Genomic DNA, 17,760 nt, shown 5'->3' with positions numbered 1-17,760 from the left:
GATGGAATTGTATAAAATGACAAAAGCCATCCTGATTAGGAATGGCTTTTGTGCAATTTAGATAAAGTAACGTTAACCTTTTTTGAATACGACTATCCTCCGGCCATAAACATCGCAGGCTAGAACATCTCCATTCGGGGCAATTGTGACATCTACTAAATTTAAAAATGAGCCAGCACCTATTTTTTCTTGTATATCTCCGTTTTCATCGGTCTTAATCACAACACTTTCACCCGAATTGGCTATATAAATGTTATCACCAAAAGCCCTTAATCCAAAAAGATACCCCTTTACAGCAAAAATTTTCAAGAATTTACCATTCTTGTCAAAAACTTCAATACGATTATTCCTTGTATCTGAAACGTATATTTTGTTTCTGAAATAGCATATACCAAAAGGGGCATCAAAGTCTCCTTCCGCTTTTCCTTGCTTTCCAAATTTCAAAAGGAGATTACCATTTTGATCATACTTTTTAATTCTGTGGTTTACTCCATCAACTATCCAGATATTTTGTTCATCATCAATTGTTAAACATTCAATATTTCCAAAATTGCTATCTCCTGTACCATAGGTCCCCCATTCCTTTAGCAATTGTTTATTCGGATTAAAGATCTGTACATAACTACTGCTTTGGGTACGTGTTGCAATATAATTTCCATTACTGAAAAACGCTACGGCTCTTGCTGCAGATCCACTATAAAACTGTTCAATAAAAGTTCCTGTAGCACTAAACTTTAAAACCCTGTTCAATCCTTCATCGCTAACATAAACATTTCCGGTCTTATCAACTTCAACATGCATATTGAAGTTAAACTGTGCAGCGCCTGTTCCTTCTGAGCCAAAGGAGAATGCTTTATAATAGCTTGACGAAGAAGTATATCCAAAATCGGCATCACTAAACCTGCTAAATGATTTCGCGCTATTGTAAGTTCTAACCTTGTAGAAATTTTTTGTTAAAGATTTACTAATCGCAGAATCATCAAAAGTAGTATCAGCCAGTTCTTTTAACAAAACATATTTTTGAGTCGTATTATCAAACTTGTATAATTGATATTTTTGAGCCAAAGGCATAGGTGTCCAGGATACGGTTATACGAGATCCGTAAATACCTTTTGTTGCTTTTAGATTTATTGGCCGGTCAACATCAAGCGTGTCGATAAGTCTTAGGGTATCAATTTTGGTCAACCCCTCTTTTTCACAAGAAGAAAAAAGAAAACAGGAAAAAAACAGGCAACAAGCTGCTATTAATGAGAGCGATCTAAACATATTTTTAAAATTTTGACGAAGATAATTATTTAACAACACTTGTTCAATAATTATCTTCTATTAGTGTTATCCAAACATCCCTTTTAATTTATCCATAATTCCGCCTTCACCTGTTTGGCCGGTTTGTGTTGTTTGTTTACCTCCGTTAAACATACCAATTACATCGCTCACATCAAACTTACCATCATTACCACCCAAACTCCCTAAAACATCTTTCAGGTTAAAAGAACTATCGTTCGGGTCATTTGTTTTTTGGGTAAATTTCGCAATAAGCCCGGGAATAATGCTCGCCGCTAAAGATTTTGCCGTATCAGCATTAATCCCCAATCTGCTTAATTTATCAATAAAACTTCCGGATGCCTGTTCGGCAACCTGGGTACCTTCGGCTTTGTTACCATTAAAAATATCCGTCAAAGCGCCAATATTACCTGATGACAACTGATTTTTCAGGCTATCGAAAATAGATCCTGATGCCGCCTGGATTACCGCTTCATTATGCTCGTTTGGAATAGCGGTATTGTTTACAACACTTTCCTGTACGTTTTCACGCACCATTTCATTTAAATTTTCTAACATAAGTGTAGAATTAAAAGATTAAAATAATTAATGAACTAACAGGGATGTTATTTTAAAGTTACTTTGTTTAACCGGAATTAAAAATTCTTAATGATTTTGAACATTAAAAAGACCGTTTTAAATTTTTGCTTTATTACTTTTACAAAAAAACAAAGATTATGTTACCTAAAGTAAATTTTACCGAAACTGAGGCCTACAAATATTTAGCCGATCATTTTATAGATATCAACCAGAAAAGCATTAAAGATCTTTTTGCTGAAGATGCAGATCGTTTTAATAAGTTTTCTGTTTTTTTTGAAGATATTTTGCTGGACTACAGTAAAAACCGCATCAGCGATGAAACCCTGGCGCTGTTAATTCAACTGGCACGTGAGTGTAAATTGGACGAGGCCATAAAATCGATGTATAACGGAGATAAGATCAACGAAACGGAAGATCGCTCAGTACTACACATCGCTTTACGCAACTTAAGCAATACGCCGATTCTGGTTGATGGTAAAGATGTAATGCCTGAGGTAAATGCAGTGTTGGCTAAAATGGAGAAATTTAGCAACAGCATTATCAGCGGTGAATGGAAAGGTTATACCGGTAAAGCCATTACCGATATTGTTAATATTGGTATCGGAGGTTCTGATTTAGGACCGGTAATGGTTACCGAAGCATTAAAGCACTATAAAAACCACTTAAATATCCACTTTGTTTCAAATATTGATGGTACACACATCGCAGAAACATTAGCAGATTTAAATGCTGAAACCACTTTATTTTTAGTAGCATCTAAAACCTTTACCACTCAGGAAACCATGACGAATGCGCACTCTGCCCGTACCTGGTTTTTAGAAAAAGGTGCTAAAGAAGACGATATTGCCAAACATTTTGCGGCACTATCTACCAATGCCAAAGATGTTTCTGCTTTTGGTATTGATACAGAAAACATGTTCGAATTCTGGGACTGGGTTGGTGGCCGTTACTCGTTATGGAGTGCTATTGGCTTATCCATCTCGTTAAGCATCGGTTTTGATAACTTTAAGCAATTACTGGCCGGTGCACATGCCACCGATAACCACTTTAAAACTGCTGAATTTGAAAGCAACTTACCCGTAATTTTAGGCTTACTTGGCGTTTGGTACATCAATTTCTATAATGCCGAAACACAGGTTATTTTACCTTACGACCAGTACATGCACCGTTTTGCTGCTTATTTCCAACAGGGTGATATGGAAAGTAACGGTAAACATGTAGATAGAAACGGAAATGAGGTGGATTACGAAACCGGACCAATTATCTGGGGCGAACCGGGAACCAATGGTCAGCATGCTTTTTACCAACTGATTCACCAGGGTACCAGGATTATTCCTGCCGATTTTATTGCCCCTGCACAAAGCTTAAATCCACTGGGCGATCATCACCCTATTTTACTGTCGAATTTCTTTGCGCAAACAGAAGCTTTAATGAACGGTAAAACCGAAGAGGAAGTTAAAGCCGAATTAAAAAAAGAAGGCAAATCGGATGCTGAAATTGAAAAAATTGCTCCTTTTAAAGTTTTTGAAGGTAACCGCCCAACCAACTCCATCTTATTGAAAAAAGTAACGCCATATACTTTAGGTAGTTTGGTAGCGATGTACGAACACAAAATCTTTGTTCAGGGGGTAATATGGAATATTTTCAGCTTCGACCAATGGGGCGTAGAACTGGGTAAACAACTGGCCAAAAAGATTCTTCCGGAACTGGCGGGCAACGAAAAAGTTTCAAGTCACGATAGTTCGACAAACGGTTTAATCAACCAGTATAAAGACTGGAGATAAAATTTCAAAAAAAATCATAAAAAAGCGGGTTTAATATCCGCTTTTTTTGTTTTAATGCATACTTTAGGACTTCCTTATTTTCCATTCCACCCTTTAGTGGAAAAATCCAAATTAACTTATAAAAGAAATAATCGCTTGCTCTTGCCTTTGATCATTTCGAAGTATTAAAAAACAAAAACTCATGAAAAAAAGAATTCTTTTTGCTTTGGTTATTTCGGGCCTGTGCTTAAGTGCTTCCGCACAAAAAGTACAGTTTACCGAATTTGATCTTGACAATGGCCTCCACGTTATTCTCCATCAAGACAAAACCGCCCCTGTTGTTGCCGTTTCGGTAATGTACCATGTTGGATCAAAAGATGAGGAAACCCAGCGCACCGGTTTCGCACACTTTTTTGAACATTTACTTTTCGAAGGCTCCGACAATATTAAACGCGGCGAGTTTATGAAACTGGTAAGCAGCAATGGCGGACAGAACAATGCCAACACCTCACAAGACCGTACTTTTTATTACGAAGTATTTCCTTCAAACCAATTAGAACTGGGTTTATGGCTGGAAAGCGAACGGATGTTGCATCCTGTAATAAACGAAGTTGGTGTAAAAACGCAGAACGAAGTGGTTAAAGAAGAAAAGCGTTTACGTATCGATAATGCCCCTTACGGAAAATTTACCGAGAAAATCTTTTCCCATCTATTTGATGGCCACCCTTACCGCTGGCAGCCTATCGGTTCGATGGAACATTTAGATGCTGCGAAACTAGATGAGTTTATTGCTTTCTTCAAAAAATATTACGTGCCAAATAATGCTGTTTTAACCATTGCCGGCGATTTAGATCTCGATAAAACCAAAGCTTTGGTAAAATCTTACTTTGCTGAGGTACCTAAGGGTGCGCCGATTGTGCATAAAGATTTCAAATTACCAGAAATTACCAAAGAAATTATCGATACCGCTTACGATGCCAACATTCAGATCCCTGCAATTTTTGCAGCCTACCGCGTACCGGGAATGAAAACCAGGGAAAGTAAGGTTCTGGGTATGATCAGTTCTATTCTGTCAGAAGGGGGAAGCTCGAGATTGAGCACTAAAATGGTCGACCAGAAGAAAACAGCCCTTCAGGTTGCTGCTTTTAATTATTCGCTTGAGGATTATGGCGCTTACATCACACTGGCTCTTCCAAATAAAGACACCCCACTTAATGATCTGTTAAAAGATATTGATGAAGAAGTTTTGCGCCTTCAAACCGACCTGATTAGTGAAAGCGATTACAAAAAGCTGCAGAATAAATTCGAAAACAATTATGTAAGTGCTAACAGCAAAATGCTTGGGGTTGCAGAAAACCTGGCGGATGGTTATACTTTCCATGATAAGGATACAAACGACATTAACAAAGAATTAGAGGTAATCAGATCCATTACCCGCGAAGAGATTAGAGATGTTGCCAAGAAATACCTGAACAAAAACCAAAGAGTTGTATTGTATTACTTACCTAAGAAATAAGCTGACCGCTTTTCATTTTAATTATTAAAAACATGAAAAAATTATTCATTATAGCTGCAGTTTCCTTATTGGCTCAAGGCATTTCAGCGCAAACCATAGATCGCAGCCACAAACCAAAACCTGGCCCGGCACCGATAATTACCATCGGCGATCCTGTTATTTATAAATTATCAAACGGCATTACTGTTTTAGTAGTAGAAAACCACAAACTGCCAAAAGTATCGGCCAGTTACAGCATTGATGCCGGACCAATTACCGAAGGCGCTAAGGCTGGTGTAGTAGGGTTAATGGGCAATATGTTAAATGAAGGAACCACCACCAAAACAAAAGCACAATTTGATGAAGCTGTTGATCAGCTGGGTGCCGACGTAAGTGCAAGTGCAAATGGCGGTTCAGCTTCGGCTTTAACCCGTTATTTTCCTCAGGCATTTGCTTTAATGGCAGAAAGTATCCGCAAACCGGCTTTTCCGGCAGAATCTTTCGAGAAACTAAAATCACAGACCATTACCGGGTTAAAATCGAGCGAAAAAAGCGCAAAAGCCATTTCTGCCCGTGTGGTAAATGCTTTGGCTTATGGCAAAAACCATCCGATGGGAGAATTTGAAACCGAAACTTCGCTTAATGCCATCACCCTGGCTGATGTTAAAGCTGCCTATCAAAAATATATTACCCCATCGAGAGGTTATTTAACTTTTGTGGGTGATATTAAACCAGAAGCAGCAAAAGCCCTGGCCGAAAAAGCATTTGGCGACTGGAAGGGAACAGCGCTAAGCTTACCGGTGTTAACCAAAGTAGCTAATCCCGCAAAAACAGAAGTCGATGTGATCAATGTAAGCAATGCGGTTCAATCAGAAATTACCGTGGTGAATTTAATTGATTTACCAATGAGCAATCCTGATTATTTCCCGGTTTTACTGGCTAACCAGATCCTGGGTGGCGGTTCTGAATCGAGATTATTCAACAATTTACGGGAAAAACATGGTTTTACATATGGTGCTTATTCCAGCACAGGCTCAGGCCGTTTCCAGTCTAAATTTTCAGCCAATGCGGCCGTTAGAAATGAAAAGGTAGATAGTGCTGTGGTAGAGTTTTTAAACGAAATCAATACCATCCGCACCACAAAAGTTACTGCAGATGAATTGCAGAATGCCAAAAACCTGTTTAACGGATCTTTTGCACTAGGTTTAGAAAACCCGGCACGTACCGCAGCTTTTGCCAGTAATATCCTGATTAACGGCTTACCAAAAGATTTTTACCGTACTTATTTACAAAAGGTAAATGCAGTAACCACTGATGATATTTTAAGGGTAGCTAAAAAGTATTACAACCATGATAATACCCGCATTGTGATTGTTGGTAAAGGTGAAGCTTTTATACCAGGATTATTGAGGGCAAATTTTACCCCAAAAGTTTTCGACAATTATGCAAACCCGGTTAAACCGCTTGATGTAACACTCTCTCCTCCACCTCCGGTACCCGCTCAGATTATCAGCAATTACATCAAAGCCATTGGCGGTGCAGAGGCGATCAAAAAAATAACTTCTTTACAACAAACCGGCGAGATGGAAGTACAGGGACAGAAACTAACGGTTAACATTAAAAACATGGCTCCTAATTTAAGCAGCATGGAAATGTTGATGGGTGGACAGACAGCTGTAAAACAAGTTTACAATGGCAAAACTGGCTACTCGATGCAAATGGGGCAAAAAGCCGAATTAACTGGTGATGACCTGGCTGAAAAGAAAGATGACAAAGGTTATGGCAGCCAATTGTATTATGCAACTGATGGAACTAAAATTGAATCGGCAGGAACAGCTAAAGTAGGCACAGCTGATGCATTTAAATTGAATATCACTTCTCCGTCAGGCAAAAAGAAAACCGAATATTATGATACAAAATCAGGTTTGCTTTTAAAAGAAGAAAGCACCAGTACAAAAGGTACTGTTGAAGTTAGCCAGTCAACAGAATATTCCAACTATAAAAAAGTTGGTGATGTATTGTTCCCATTCAACCTGGCACAATCCGTTTCAACCGTGCAAGGCTCACAGGAATTTTCGATTGTGATTAAAGACATTAAGATAAATCCGCCACTAAAAGCTGAGGATTTTAATTAAGTTATAGTTAACCCATTATGAAAGCCGTCCCGACGTAAAAATCGGGACGGCTTTTTTATTTTTTTTATTTCGCGGGCAACCCATTTACAAAAACTTACGTATCGACTAATATTTTGATGGAAGCACGATTTAAAAGTCAATAACCCCATCAAAACGGCAAATATTTCAAACAAACGAAGGATAAATTTTAAAAAAATCGAGCTATGAAGATAAAAAAGCAGGTAATCGCATCATTATTCGCTGCATTTCTATTTATGTTTTAAATATCTGCAAAAGCATAGTTAAATTCTTTATAAAAAATTTTCAAAACGATAAAAACCTAAATAAATCTACAAAATCAATTAAATGCCTAATCCAATCTACCATTACTTATGAAAAAACAACTTTCTATTTTTTTCTTAGCCACTTTTGCCGCATTTCTTTTTGCCTGCTCTAAAAAACAAGCAGAAGAAATAAAGCCTGAAACTCCAACCACTAATGGTCCTACACCTGTAACTACGGCTAACGTAACCTATACCAATTTTGCCAGCGCACTTTTTCAAACCAAATGTAATGGCTGCCACGGGCCTAATGGTGCACTCAAATCGATCTGGTTATTTAACGGTATCGCTTCGGTCAAAAACGATACACGCGTGGCCAATAGCATACTGGTTACCAAAACTATGCCTAAAGGAGGCACCCTAACGGTAAGCGAAAGGGAGCTGTTACAAGCATGGTTTGATAAAGGTATGCCAGAATAACCCATCCAGATTAACGCCGGTTTTATTAAGAACTTAAATACATTACAGATGCAAAAATTATTTTTCACACTAACAATCCTGTTTTTATGCACAGGTGTAAAAGCACAAATTTGGGTAAGCAAAAGCGTTAATTCTTCGTTTTTTTCTTCAACACCTGTAGAAGACATCGATGCACAGAGCAAAACAGGAGCTTCGGCCATTAATACTAAAACAAACGAAATTATTTTCAAGATCAATAATACTTCTTTTCAGTTTAAGAAAAAGCTGATGCAGGAGCATTTTAACGAAAATTACATCGAGAGTGATAAATTTCCTACCTCTGATTTTAAGGGAAAAATTGTAGAACAGATCGATTTTTCGAAACCCGGCACTTACCCTGTTACGGTTAAAGGAAACTTGCAGATCCACGGGGTAACCAAAGAATATACGGCAAAAGGATCGATGGTGATTACCAGTGATGAAGCGAAAGCCATCTCTACTTTTAATGTAAAACTGGCTGATCATGACATCAAAATTCCAACAATCGTTTTTAAACAGATTGCAGAAACTGTACAGGTAAAAATGACCGCTATTTATCAACCAAAAAAATAATTTTTATGAAATATCATCTAAAATCTCTTTTATACCTGTCTGTAATCTGCCTGCCCTCTTTGGCTTATGCCCAGGATTCGCTCGAAAAAGCATTACAGATGCCTACCGAAAAAAAGAATGTACAGGCGACTTTTAAGGCTACCAAACTAATCAATATCCAAACCAACGAAACCATCTATAAAAACGAACTGGATTTTAGGGTAGATCACCGTTTTGGCGATATTGCAGGCAGTGCAGGGGGAATAAAAAACTTTTTCGGGCTGGATCAATCAACAGATATCCGCATCGGTTTTGAATATGGAATCAGTGACAGGCTTTCGGTAGGGTTATCAAGGGCAAAAGGCGCAGTAGTAGTTACGCAATTGTACGAAGGAAACTTAAAATACCGCTTATTGGAGCAAACTGCCGATGATAAAATACCTGTTGCGGTAACTTTATTCGGCAGCACCACCGTTTCAGCAGCAAAAGCCTCTACCGATCCGACGGCAGCAAATGCATTCAGCGAATTTCAGGATCGTTTAACCTATGTGGTGCAGGCAGTAATTGCCCGTAAATTTAATTCGAACTTTTCGGTGTTGGTTATGCCTTCTTATGTACACCGGAATTTCACGGTTTTTGGCGATCAGAACGATATGCTTGCGGTATCAGTTGGGGGACGTATTAAAATCACCAAACGCATGGCTTTTGTGGCCGATTATACGATTCCGTTCAGGGATAAAGATAAAAAAGCTTATCTCGAAAATACATTGGGAACTCAATATTACAAAACGCTTGGTGCCGGACTGGAATTTGAAACGGGAGGACATATCTTCCACCTGAATTTTACCAATGCAACGGCGATACAGGAATCACAATTTATTACCGACACCAATACTTCATGGCTTAAAGGACAATACCGTTGGGGTTTTAGTATTGCGAGGAGATTCTCTTTTGATAAGAAAAAAGCAAAATAATTGAATTGCAAGAAAGTGTAAATTTTGTTTTTAAGGGTGAAAGCGGTATCGTAACGGTACTGCTTTTTTACGAAAGTATTTTTTAAACAGTAACGTTTTGGCCCTTAACATCAAAAGCATCACGCAGGCCAATGGCCAGCACGTTAAATGCGTAAACCGTAAGCATAATGGCTAAGCCTGGCAGAACAGCGAGGTAGGCGGCATCCATAATAATGTAACCATAATGTTCTTTAATCATGCTTCCCCAGCTTGGCATGGGCGGCTGTGCACCAAACCCCAAAAAGCTTAATCCGGTTTCTAATAATATGGCCGAGGCAAAATTAGAGGAAGCAACCACCAAAATCGGCCCGGCGATGTTAGGGAGTATGTGTTTAATAATAGTTCTGCTGGTACTAAAACCCAGAGCCCTTGCAGCTTCCACAAATTCGACTTCTTTAAGCGCCATTACCTGCCCGCGTACTAACCTCGCTACGTCTACCCAGGTAGATAAGCCAACGGCAATAAATATCTGCCAGAAACCTTTTCCAAGTGCAAATGAAATGGCAATCACCAGCAAAAGCGAAGGTAACGACCAAACCACATTCATAAACCAGCTGATGGCCGCATCTACCCTGCCACCAAAATAACCTGCAATGGCACCTAAACTCACCCCGATAAAAAGAGAAATGAGCACGGCCATTAAACCTACTGATAAGGAAACGCGGATACCTAAAATCAAGCGGCTTAATAAATCGCGTCCGTAAATATCAGTTCCCAGAATATAGGTTTGCTTATAGATATTGTTTTTCTCAAAAATTGCTTCGGGAGAACCAATTTTTGAAGGTAAAACACAATCCGGGCATAAATCTTTTAATTCGTACTCCGTTTCTCTGGCTTTTTCATCGTCCCCGATGTATTCCTGCACAAAAACAGCCTGATTTTTTATTTTATACGAGGTAATCGGGATACTTTTAAAAGCCGGTGTTTGCCCGTTGAGCATTCTGGAGAAAAAATTTACTTTTTCTACTTTAGGGTTCCGGTTGATGATTAAAAAAGTAAAAGTACTGCCTGGTTTCTTTTTGTTTAACTGAAGCGTTTGAACATTGGCGTCGGGAGAATGATCGGGCATAATTAAATAGCCCAAAATGCCCATCAGCATTAACAACAGGATAAAAATCAGCCCGCCGAACGCAAGTTTATTCCGCTTAAACTTTAACCATACTTTTTTTGATGGGCTATTATCCATTATCTAACCATTCTGCCTTTCCAATTGTATTTCCCGCTGTTTCCGGCAATGCCGATATATACCATATAAATAACATGCAGCACATTTAAAACAGGGATTAAAATGAGTAAACTGCGCCTTTTGGCAAAGCCGGTTACATCCCATAAAAATAAGGTTTCTAAAACCATTTTAATCAACAGTTGATAGAAAGTAAGGGTTAAAAAACCCGGAATAAACAGTCCTGTAACAAAGTTTGACAATATACTGAGATTGAAAATCCAGATGAGCACGCCCAAAACAATAATCGCTTTATTTTTATAACGGGTACTTTTTGAAGCCCAACGTTTACGCTGCTGGATAAAAGAACCCAGGGTTTCTTTTGCATGGGTATATACAATGGCATCCCTGTTTTTCAGAAAACCGATCTTATCCGGATATTTTGCGGCAATTTTATGCAATAATAATTCATCATCGCCCGATGCCAGGTCATCAATTCCCTTAAAACCGCCAACCTCGTAAAAAGTAGCTTTCTCATAAGCCAGGTTTGCACCATTACAGGTTGATGGTTTCTGGTTTCCAATGGTAGAGGCACCTAATCCAATCAGGTATAAAAACTCTAAGGACTGTAATCGTTCAAAAAAACTTTTCTCCTGAAAATAAGCGACCGGGGAAGAGATCATTTTATAGTTTTTTTCCTCATATAAATTAACGATGGTATTCAGCCAGTTTGGCCCCATTCTACAATCGGCATCAGTGGTAATGATCAGGTCGCCTGTACAGGTTCCGATAGCGGTTTGTATCGCTTTTTTCTTATAAGAATTTAACGCCCGGTCTTCATTCAGCTTAATCAGTTTCACATTACGGTCTGCATAGCTGAGTACAATTTCTGCGGTACGGTCGGTAGAATGATCATCAATAATAATGATCTCGGTTAAAGTTTTCGGGTATTGTTGTGCAATCAGATCGTCAATGGTTTTATTGATATTGGCTTCTTCATCCCTGGCGGCTACAATAATCGATACTTTGGTGTGCAGATCTGATTTTTGAGGGATAAAATAAACCAGCCTGTGCCATCCTCTTATAAAATAAAGGACTAAAAAACCATAGATTAGGGTTAAAACAGCAGATAATAGACTAATTAGATTTAGAATTTCCAAAAAAATTGAGTTTAAAAACGAAATAAGTGCCTAAGATAGCAGGAATTATGATATTTATAAGCCAAATACTGGCAGTACATGCAATAACAGCCACATGTTGATCGGTTACATGCTTAAATAATTCAACGGCAGTAACACTTCTGATGCCTACATCGAAAAGATCAAGCGAGGGCAGTGCCGATTGCACCAAAAAGAGCAAACAGGTCATCATTACGATATCTGCATAATGTAAACCGGGTACCAGCCAAACAAACAGAATGAAATATTGTGAACTAAATACCAGGTAACGTGCAAAACAGTAGGTGATGATTTTAAAAAGTTCCCTTTTTCTGTACCTCGCTAAAATGCCGTAAAACTTTTTGTACTTCCTGGTGAATTTAAAGGATAACAAAATTCCGTTCAGCCATCGGATATTAAAGTAGAAAATCAGAAAAAACAGGCAAAAAATTACCGCGAAAAATACCAGGGCGATAAATAGTACCCGATCAATCGGGATAAAGCGGTACACAAAAAAACACGCTGCAATAGCGCCAAAAACATTGGTTAATACCAGCTGACCGATGCTGCCCACGCTCATGGCCACTATGCCAACTATCCTTCTTTTGGGCGAAAGAAAAAACACCCTTCCTCCATATTCGCCTAACCTGTTGGGTGTAAAAATAGCTAATGTTAAACCGCAGAAAACAGATTCGATAGCCCTGTAAAAACTGATCGGCTCAATGTGGCTCATCAGGTACTTCCACTTACCGGCCTCTAAAAACCAGTTTACCAACATCAGGAGCACAACGATGCCAATCACGGAGATAATTTCTACCTGCGGAATATCTTTTAAAAGTGTACTAAAATCGCGGAGGTTTTTATTGGCAACGAGTTTATGGTAAATAAACCAAAAGGCAAATACTACAATTGCAGCTTTAATTAAAAGTGATAGTATTTTTTTGTGCTTGCCTGTCAAGATGCTCTTTTTATTTGCAAATATGCTTAATATTGCTGTAATGTTGAACGAAAAAAAGGAACGGATAATTATGGGCATCGATCCGGGCACTGCGGTGATGGGTTATGGCGTAATTTTAGAGAAGGGAAATAAAACGGAGCTGATTAGTTTAGGAGTGGTTAAAATGACTCATTTAGACGATCCTTTTCTTAAACTTCAGCGGATATTCGAAAAAACAGTTGTACTCATCGATCAATATAAACCAGATGTTCTCGCTATCGAAGCACCATTTTATGGTAAAAACATTCAGGTATTGTTAAAACTTGGCCGTGCACAAGGAATTGCGATTGCGGCTGCGCTATCGAGGAATATTTCCGTTACGGAATATTCCCCCAGGAAGATTAAACAATCGATTACAGGCAGCGGAAATGCCACTAAAGAGCAGGTGGCAGCCATGCTGCAACGTTTGCTAAACTTTAAAGAGACACCCGAATTTTTAGATGCTACCGATGGATTGGCTGTTGCGGTTTGCCATTCCTTTCAAAAAATTACTTCCGGGGGTAAATCCAAAACCTATTCGGGTTGGGAATCTTTTGTAAGCGATAATAAAACCAAGGTTAAAGGGATTGTAGTTAAGGCAAAGAAATAGTTTATTATATAAATGGTTCGTGGGGACACGAACCATGGCAAGATAAAAGATAATTTGCATAGTAAATTCCCTGATTCGTCATTGCGAACTGAAGCGAGGGGCACAGGTAACTGAGTGAAGCAATCTTTCATAATTAAATAATATGAAATGGTTCGTGGGGACACGAACCATGGCAAGATAAAAGATAATTTGCATAGTAAATTCCCTGATTCGTCATTGCGAACTGAAGCGAGGGGCACAAGTAAGGGAGTAAAGCAATCTTTCATAATTAAAGAATATAAAATGGTTCGTCAGAACACGAACCATGGCGCGGAGAATAGAATAATTGTCATCGTGAGCGTAGTCGAAAAATAAATTATTTTATGTTCGATTATAAAAAGACCTTAATTAAGCCCAGTTTGGCAATAAACGATATCCCCTTATTGCCTGGCACGATCAATAATATTTCTTGTGGCTTCTTCAGTAGCTAGCCTGTTCTTTCTGATAAAATGTTTTATCACAAAAAATACCACAAAACCAATCAATATTAGCATCCAGAGATTAGACACAGCAATAATGATTTCTTTAAAGATTGTCCACCCATTTACAATGCCCAACCAAAGCCTGTTTATAAATGCCGGACGATAATCATACAGGTTATCATTGGCAACAATCATCGTTTTAACCGTATTGTCCTGATAAAAATTAAGGGTTATGGTGCTAAATTTTACGCGGCTATCGATTTGCATATTCTCGATTTTCTTATCCACATAATCGTCTTTGATGTAAAGAGAAGATTCTACATTGGCACTTTTTTTCGTGGCTACTTTATTAATTTTTTCAATTGCATCAACCCGGTTCTGCGCCTTTAATTTATTGGCCAAATAGGCAATGCTCTGATCGTCCATCTTCATCGATTGATTGTCAACAAAGACAGCCATTTTTGCGATGGTGTTGGTAAATTCATCCAGTTTATCAGATGGTACCTTAGCTACCAGATAACCCTGGGTGCGGTATGAAGTAATTTCTTTTAGCGAATCCGTTGATTGTTTAATTTTATCGGTTTCCTGTATGGTACTTTCGATTGAGAACTCGGCAACTGTGCCGCCTTCGGCTTTAATGGTTTTGCTGAGCTGTTCTTTGGTTTGCTGCACATCTTTTACCCTAAACCGCATATCGGCAGTTTTGATGATTTTCTCTGTGGCAGTGCTATCTGAGATTTCCTTATTTAACTCATTTGATTCGACAGCATCAGCACCTGCGTACTTTTTATTTTCCTTTTGGCAGCCAAAAATGGTTAAAACGATGGCTATAGCAATAATATTCCTTTTCATGATTGTGTGGTTCTAAATAAATAATCATTTTAAATATTTGCTTCAAATGGCCATAAGAAGTACAGCGTATTGGTTAGTTTTTAACGCTGTATTTATCCTTAATACGAGAATTGTATTTAGGTAACCCAACGTTGAATTTGGAGTGCTGAGGTGGGAGTTTGGAGTAGTTACTTTAACCTTGCAGGTTTTAAAACGGCGCATCCCTCAATAGGCAATTAAAACAAATATACAATACGAATTACTTCTGCGAGGTTAAAATAGAAAAGCTTAAAGAATAATTTTTTCAGAAAATGTATGGTTCTGTTTTAATGGCAGAAGGCAGTCCCGCTATCCCTCCAAGTCCTCACTCGTACCTCGCTCCGGGCTTTTCGTTCTATCGGGTTTATTTAACAAAGCTGGTGATTCTTGGTATTTAAAAGAACCCGATTAAACCCGTGAGGTTTTTAAAACGGTGGGTTTTGCGTTAGGGATTGTAAGGGTTTAGTACCGATCCTTCATCGGTACCGGAGCGAAGCGCAGCCCTGTAAAGCCCGACCTTTGCAATGCTTAGGTAACGCCCAAATAAATCGGAAGTTGACAATCTACAGTTTTCGACTTTAAGTTTTTTTTCCAAACCTGTCAGATTTTAAAACCTGATAGGTTTGGGCAGTAAAACAAAAAAGCCGTCCCGATGTGAATCGGAACGGCTTTATATCTTGATAGCAAATTGCTTATGCGTCTAATATTTTGAAAACACCCTTAATAGCGATAATTGCACCGACAAATAAGATAATCCATGAAACTAAAGACATTTGCCAAGAATCGTGAGCGAAACGCAAATAAGTACCCACCATGCAAACCACTACACCAAAAATTATTAATTTATAAATTCCTGGCTGGTTAGCCGCTTTCATACTTTCTGTATTGTGCTTTAATTCGTTGTTCTCCATAATATTTATGTTTATGATGCTGCAAAAGTAATACTTATTGCTGAATAATTATAAAACTTAGTAACTTTTTAATCGTTCTAATCTTTGTTTCGCTTTATCTTTGTCGCTAAGCTTTTCGCCCTGATACAAAGGCTTTTCCCAATCGCCGTACATCGGGTTTGGCAATACAATATACTTCGTTCCAAATAAGGCCTGGTTTGTATTTACCTGCTCAAAGGTGTTTTTCTGTTCACGGTAAAAAATATTGCTGAAATCGCTCAGATTATCGCCACATAACAACATAATATTATGCGTTTCTGTTATTTTTTGCCTGCGCGGCTCCTTATTTGAGGTACCTTTTGAAACAATCAAATGTGCATCGTCTGCATAAGGGAATCCAAATTGCTGCAGGTTTTTTAAAGTAGCAGCATAATCTTTTTCATCGCGGTTGCTTACATAAAATGTTTCGATGTTTTTTGAGGCGGCAAATTTTAAAAATGCCAAAGCACCCGGAACGGTATCGGCTTTAGCCAGATTTGTCCACGCTGTCCAATCGGCGGGTACATAACTTTGACCTTTTTTAATTTCGTGTCCCTGAAAGGCAGAGTTATCCAGAACCGTTTCATCAATATCAACAATTACGCAGTTTGGTTTTCTACTTGTATCAGCCCATAATGCTTCTTTTAACGATAAACGGGCGAAGTTATAAGCCTGGAAACATAAGGCTCTGTACTCGCCCGAGGTTTGCTGCCAAAGCACTGCATTGGTATAATCTCGTGCCGGGTTTTGGGCCTTTACAAAGAATGGAGCGAGTAACAGGATAATAATGGAGTATCTTTTCATGATATATAATAAAGGACAAAGATAAAGTTTAACCGTTCAAAAAAGTTCCTCTATCAGTTTTTGATATCAACAATGTTTCTGCATCGGGATAAGCCTGCGTAAAAGTAACGGTATCTTGCTGTTCTATTTTCACCGTATTCTACATTCGAATCCATAAAAAACATAATAATTCTGGATTACAATCCATAAAAATCATAATAATTTTGGATTACATAAATCTTAAATCAATAAAAAAGCCCATTTCAATTAAGAAATGAGCTTTATATTTTATACAAATAGTATTGCTAATTCAAAACTAAGAACTGCAGACTATTATCCGTTTAATGCTGCTGCACCACTTACAATCTCAGTTAACTCAGTTGTAATTGCTGCCTGACGTGCCTGGTTGTACGAAAGTTTTAAAGCTTTCAATAACTCACCAGCATTTTCAGTTGCTTTATCCATTGAGGTCATACGTGCACCGTGTTCAGAGGCATGAGAATCTAAAACCGCTTTATATAATTGGATTTTAATTGATTTAGGAATTAACTGTTCTACAATTTCTTCCTGAGAAGGCTCTAAAATATAATCAACATTTGTTGTTTTCTTATCGGTTTTAAGATCCGCTGTAGTAGCTTCTGCTTTAGGCAAAGGCAATAACTGCTCAGTAGTAATAAACTGTACAGCTGCGTTTCTAAAACGGTTATAAACAACTTCTACTTTATCAAACTCACCTTTAATAAAACCAGCCATAATCGCATCTGTAATTTTGGTTACATTTTCGAAAGTTAAGGCCGAATATACTTCGTTATTGTTGCCAATAACATTATATTTACGTTTTTCATAAAAATCCTGAGTTTTCTTACCGATAGAAATAATGCTCACGTTACCGTTTTTCAGCTGTTCGCTATATTTCTCAGCAATTAAATTGTTGGCCGCTTTAATTACGTTCATGTTAAAAGCACCAGCCAAACCACGGTTTGAAGATACAGTAACAATTAAAACCTTATTGGGCTCACGCTCCTGGATAAAAGGCGATGACGATCCCTCTAAACTTGCCGACAGATTACCTAAAATCTCTTTCAGTTTAGTTGCATAAGGACGTAAAGCGATAATTGCATTGGTAGCACGTTTCAACTTTGCTGCCGAAACCATTTTCATAGCTTTGGTAATCTGCTGTGTTGATTGTACCGACGCAATCCGGTTTCTTACTTCTTTTAAATTAGCCATTCT

General features: G+C 38.2%; 16 protein-coding genes. 7 read left to right on the top strand and 9 right to left on the bottom strand.

The window, feature by feature from the left end; translation table 11 throughout:
* Positions 1 to 72: 72 nt before the first annotated feature.
* Positions 73 to 1,266: a hypothetical protein gene (locus tag ACTJKC_RS17425; RefSeq protein ID WP_440793878.1), complete on the bottom strand. Its 1,194-nt coding sequence runs from the start codon at positions 1,264 to 1,266 to the stop codon at positions 73 to 75.
* Positions 1,267 to 1,332: 66 nt separating this feature from the next.
* On the bottom strand, positions 1,333 to 1,842 hold the full coding sequence (locus ACTJKC_RS17420) for a hypothetical protein (protein ID WP_440793876.1): 510 nt from the start codon (positions 1,840 to 1,842) through the stop codon (positions 1,333 to 1,335).
* A gap of 158 nt (positions 1,843 to 2,000) precedes the next feature.
* Here ACTJKC_RS17420 and pgi point away from each other — a divergent pair, with 158 nt between their 5' ends.
* The 6 genes from pgi (at position 2,001) to ACTJKC_RS17390 (ending at position 9,540) form a co-directional block, all read left to right on the top strand.
* On the top strand, positions 2,001 to 3,647 hold the full coding sequence (pgi, locus tag ACTJKC_RS17415) for a glucose-6-phosphate isomerase (protein WP_440793874.1): 1,647 nt from the start codon (positions 2,001 to 2,003) through the stop codon (positions 3,645 to 3,647).
* Positions 3,648 to 3,828: 181 nt separating this feature from the next.
* The gene (locus ACTJKC_RS17410; protein ID WP_440793872.1) at positions 3,829 to 5,142 is read left to right on the top strand and encodes a M16 family metallopeptidase; all 1,314 of its coding nucleotides are present in this window, start codon (positions 3,829 to 3,831) and stop codon (positions 5,140 to 5,142) included.
* Positions 5,143 to 5,174: 32 nt separating this feature from the next.
* Entirely contained in the window at positions 5,175 to 7,256 is a 2,082-nt protein-coding gene (locus tag ACTJKC_RS17405) for an insulinase family protein (protein WP_440793870.1), read from the top strand.
* Between the two features lie 371 nt (positions 7,257 to 7,627).
* Entirely contained in the window at positions 7,628 to 7,996 is a 369-nt protein-coding gene (locus ACTJKC_RS17400; RefSeq protein ID WP_440793868.1) for a hypothetical protein, read from the top strand.
* A 48-nt stretch (positions 7,997 to 8,044) separates the two neighbouring features.
* On the top strand, positions 8,045 to 8,587 hold the full coding sequence (locus tag ACTJKC_RS17395) for a YceI family protein (protein ID WP_440793866.1): 543 nt from the start codon (positions 8,045 to 8,047) through the stop codon (positions 8,585 to 8,587).
* 5 nt (positions 8,588 to 8,592) lie between these two features.
* Complete coding sequence (locus ACTJKC_RS17390; RefSeq protein ID WP_440793864.1) at positions 8,593 to 9,540, top strand: DUF5777 family beta-barrel protein; 948 nt, start codon at positions 8,593 to 8,595, stop codon at positions 9,538 to 9,540.
* An 82-nt stretch (positions 9,541 to 9,622) separates the two neighbouring features.
* On the opposite strand, the gene ACTJKC_RS17385 is transcribed toward ACTJKC_RS17390, so the two are convergent.
* Genes ACTJKC_RS17385 through ACTJKC_RS17375 form a run of 3 tightly spaced genes read right to left on the bottom strand, consistent with a single transcriptional unit; the run spans position 9,623 to position 12,856 of the window.
* On the bottom strand, positions 9,623 to 10,765 hold the full coding sequence (locus tag ACTJKC_RS17385) for an ABC transporter permease (protein WP_440793862.1): 1,143 nt from the start codon (positions 10,763 to 10,765) through the stop codon (positions 9,623 to 9,625).
* Positions 10,765 to 11,901, bottom strand: coding sequence for a glycosyltransferase family 2 protein (locus tag ACTJKC_RS17380; RefSeq protein ID WP_440793860.1), 1,137 nt, complete (start codon positions 11,899 to 11,901; stop codon positions 10,765 to 10,767). The genes ACTJKC_RS17385 and ACTJKC_RS17380 overlap by 1 nt, the downstream gene beginning before the upstream one ends.
* Entirely contained in the window at positions 11,879 to 12,856 is a 978-nt protein-coding gene (locus ACTJKC_RS17375; protein WP_440793858.1) for a lysylphosphatidylglycerol synthase domain-containing protein, read from the bottom strand. Before ACTJKC_RS17375 ends, ACTJKC_RS17380 begins: the two co-directional genes overlap by 23 nt.
* Before the next feature lie 40 nt (positions 12,857 to 12,896).
* Between ACTJKC_RS17375 and ruvC the strand changes: the two genes are divergently transcribed.
* Positions 12,897 to 13,484, top strand: a complete 588-nt coding sequence (ruvC, locus tag ACTJKC_RS17370) for a crossover junction endodeoxyribonuclease RuvC (RefSeq protein ID WP_440793856.1) — start codon at positions 12,897 to 12,899, stop codon at positions 13,482 to 13,484.
* A gap of 419 nt (positions 13,485 to 13,903) precedes the next feature.
* Here the strand turns inward: ruvC and ACTJKC_RS17365 are convergent, their stop codons facing one another.
* The 4 genes from ACTJKC_RS17365 to atpG form a co-directional block, all read right to left on the bottom strand.
* Entirely contained in the window at positions 13,904 to 14,797 is an 894-nt protein-coding gene (locus ACTJKC_RS17365; RefSeq protein ID WP_440793854.1) for a DUF4349 domain-containing protein, read from the bottom strand.
* Positions 14,798 to 15,507: 710 nt separating this feature from the next.
* On the bottom strand, positions 15,508 to 15,726 hold the full coding sequence (locus tag ACTJKC_RS17360; protein WP_344852544.1) for a hypothetical protein: 219 nt from the start codon (positions 15,724 to 15,726) through the stop codon (positions 15,508 to 15,510).
* 57 nt (positions 15,727 to 15,783) lie between these two features.
* Entirely contained in the window at positions 15,784 to 16,548 is a 765-nt protein-coding gene (locus ACTJKC_RS17355) for a 5'-nucleotidase, lipoprotein e(P4) family (protein ID WP_440793852.1), read from the bottom strand.
* Between the two features lie 312 nt (positions 16,549 to 16,860).
* Positions 16,861 to 17,757 (bottom strand): ATP synthase F1 subunit gamma, encoded by an 897-nt coding sequence (gene atpG / locus ACTJKC_RS17350; protein WP_440793850.1) that lies wholly within the window; start codon positions 17,755 to 17,757, stop codon positions 16,861 to 16,863.
* Between the last annotated feature and the right edge of the window lie 3 nt (positions 17,758 to 17,760).

This window comes from Pedobacter sp. 22226, assembly GCF_052045455.1.
GTDB classification, from domain to species: domain Bacteria; phylum Bacteroidota; class Bacteroidia; order Sphingobacteriales; family Sphingobacteriaceae; genus Pedobacter; species Pedobacter jeongneungensis.
The sequence above is the reverse complement of the archived record's forward strand: the minus strand, read 5'-3'. Positions and strand labels throughout refer to the sequence as shown.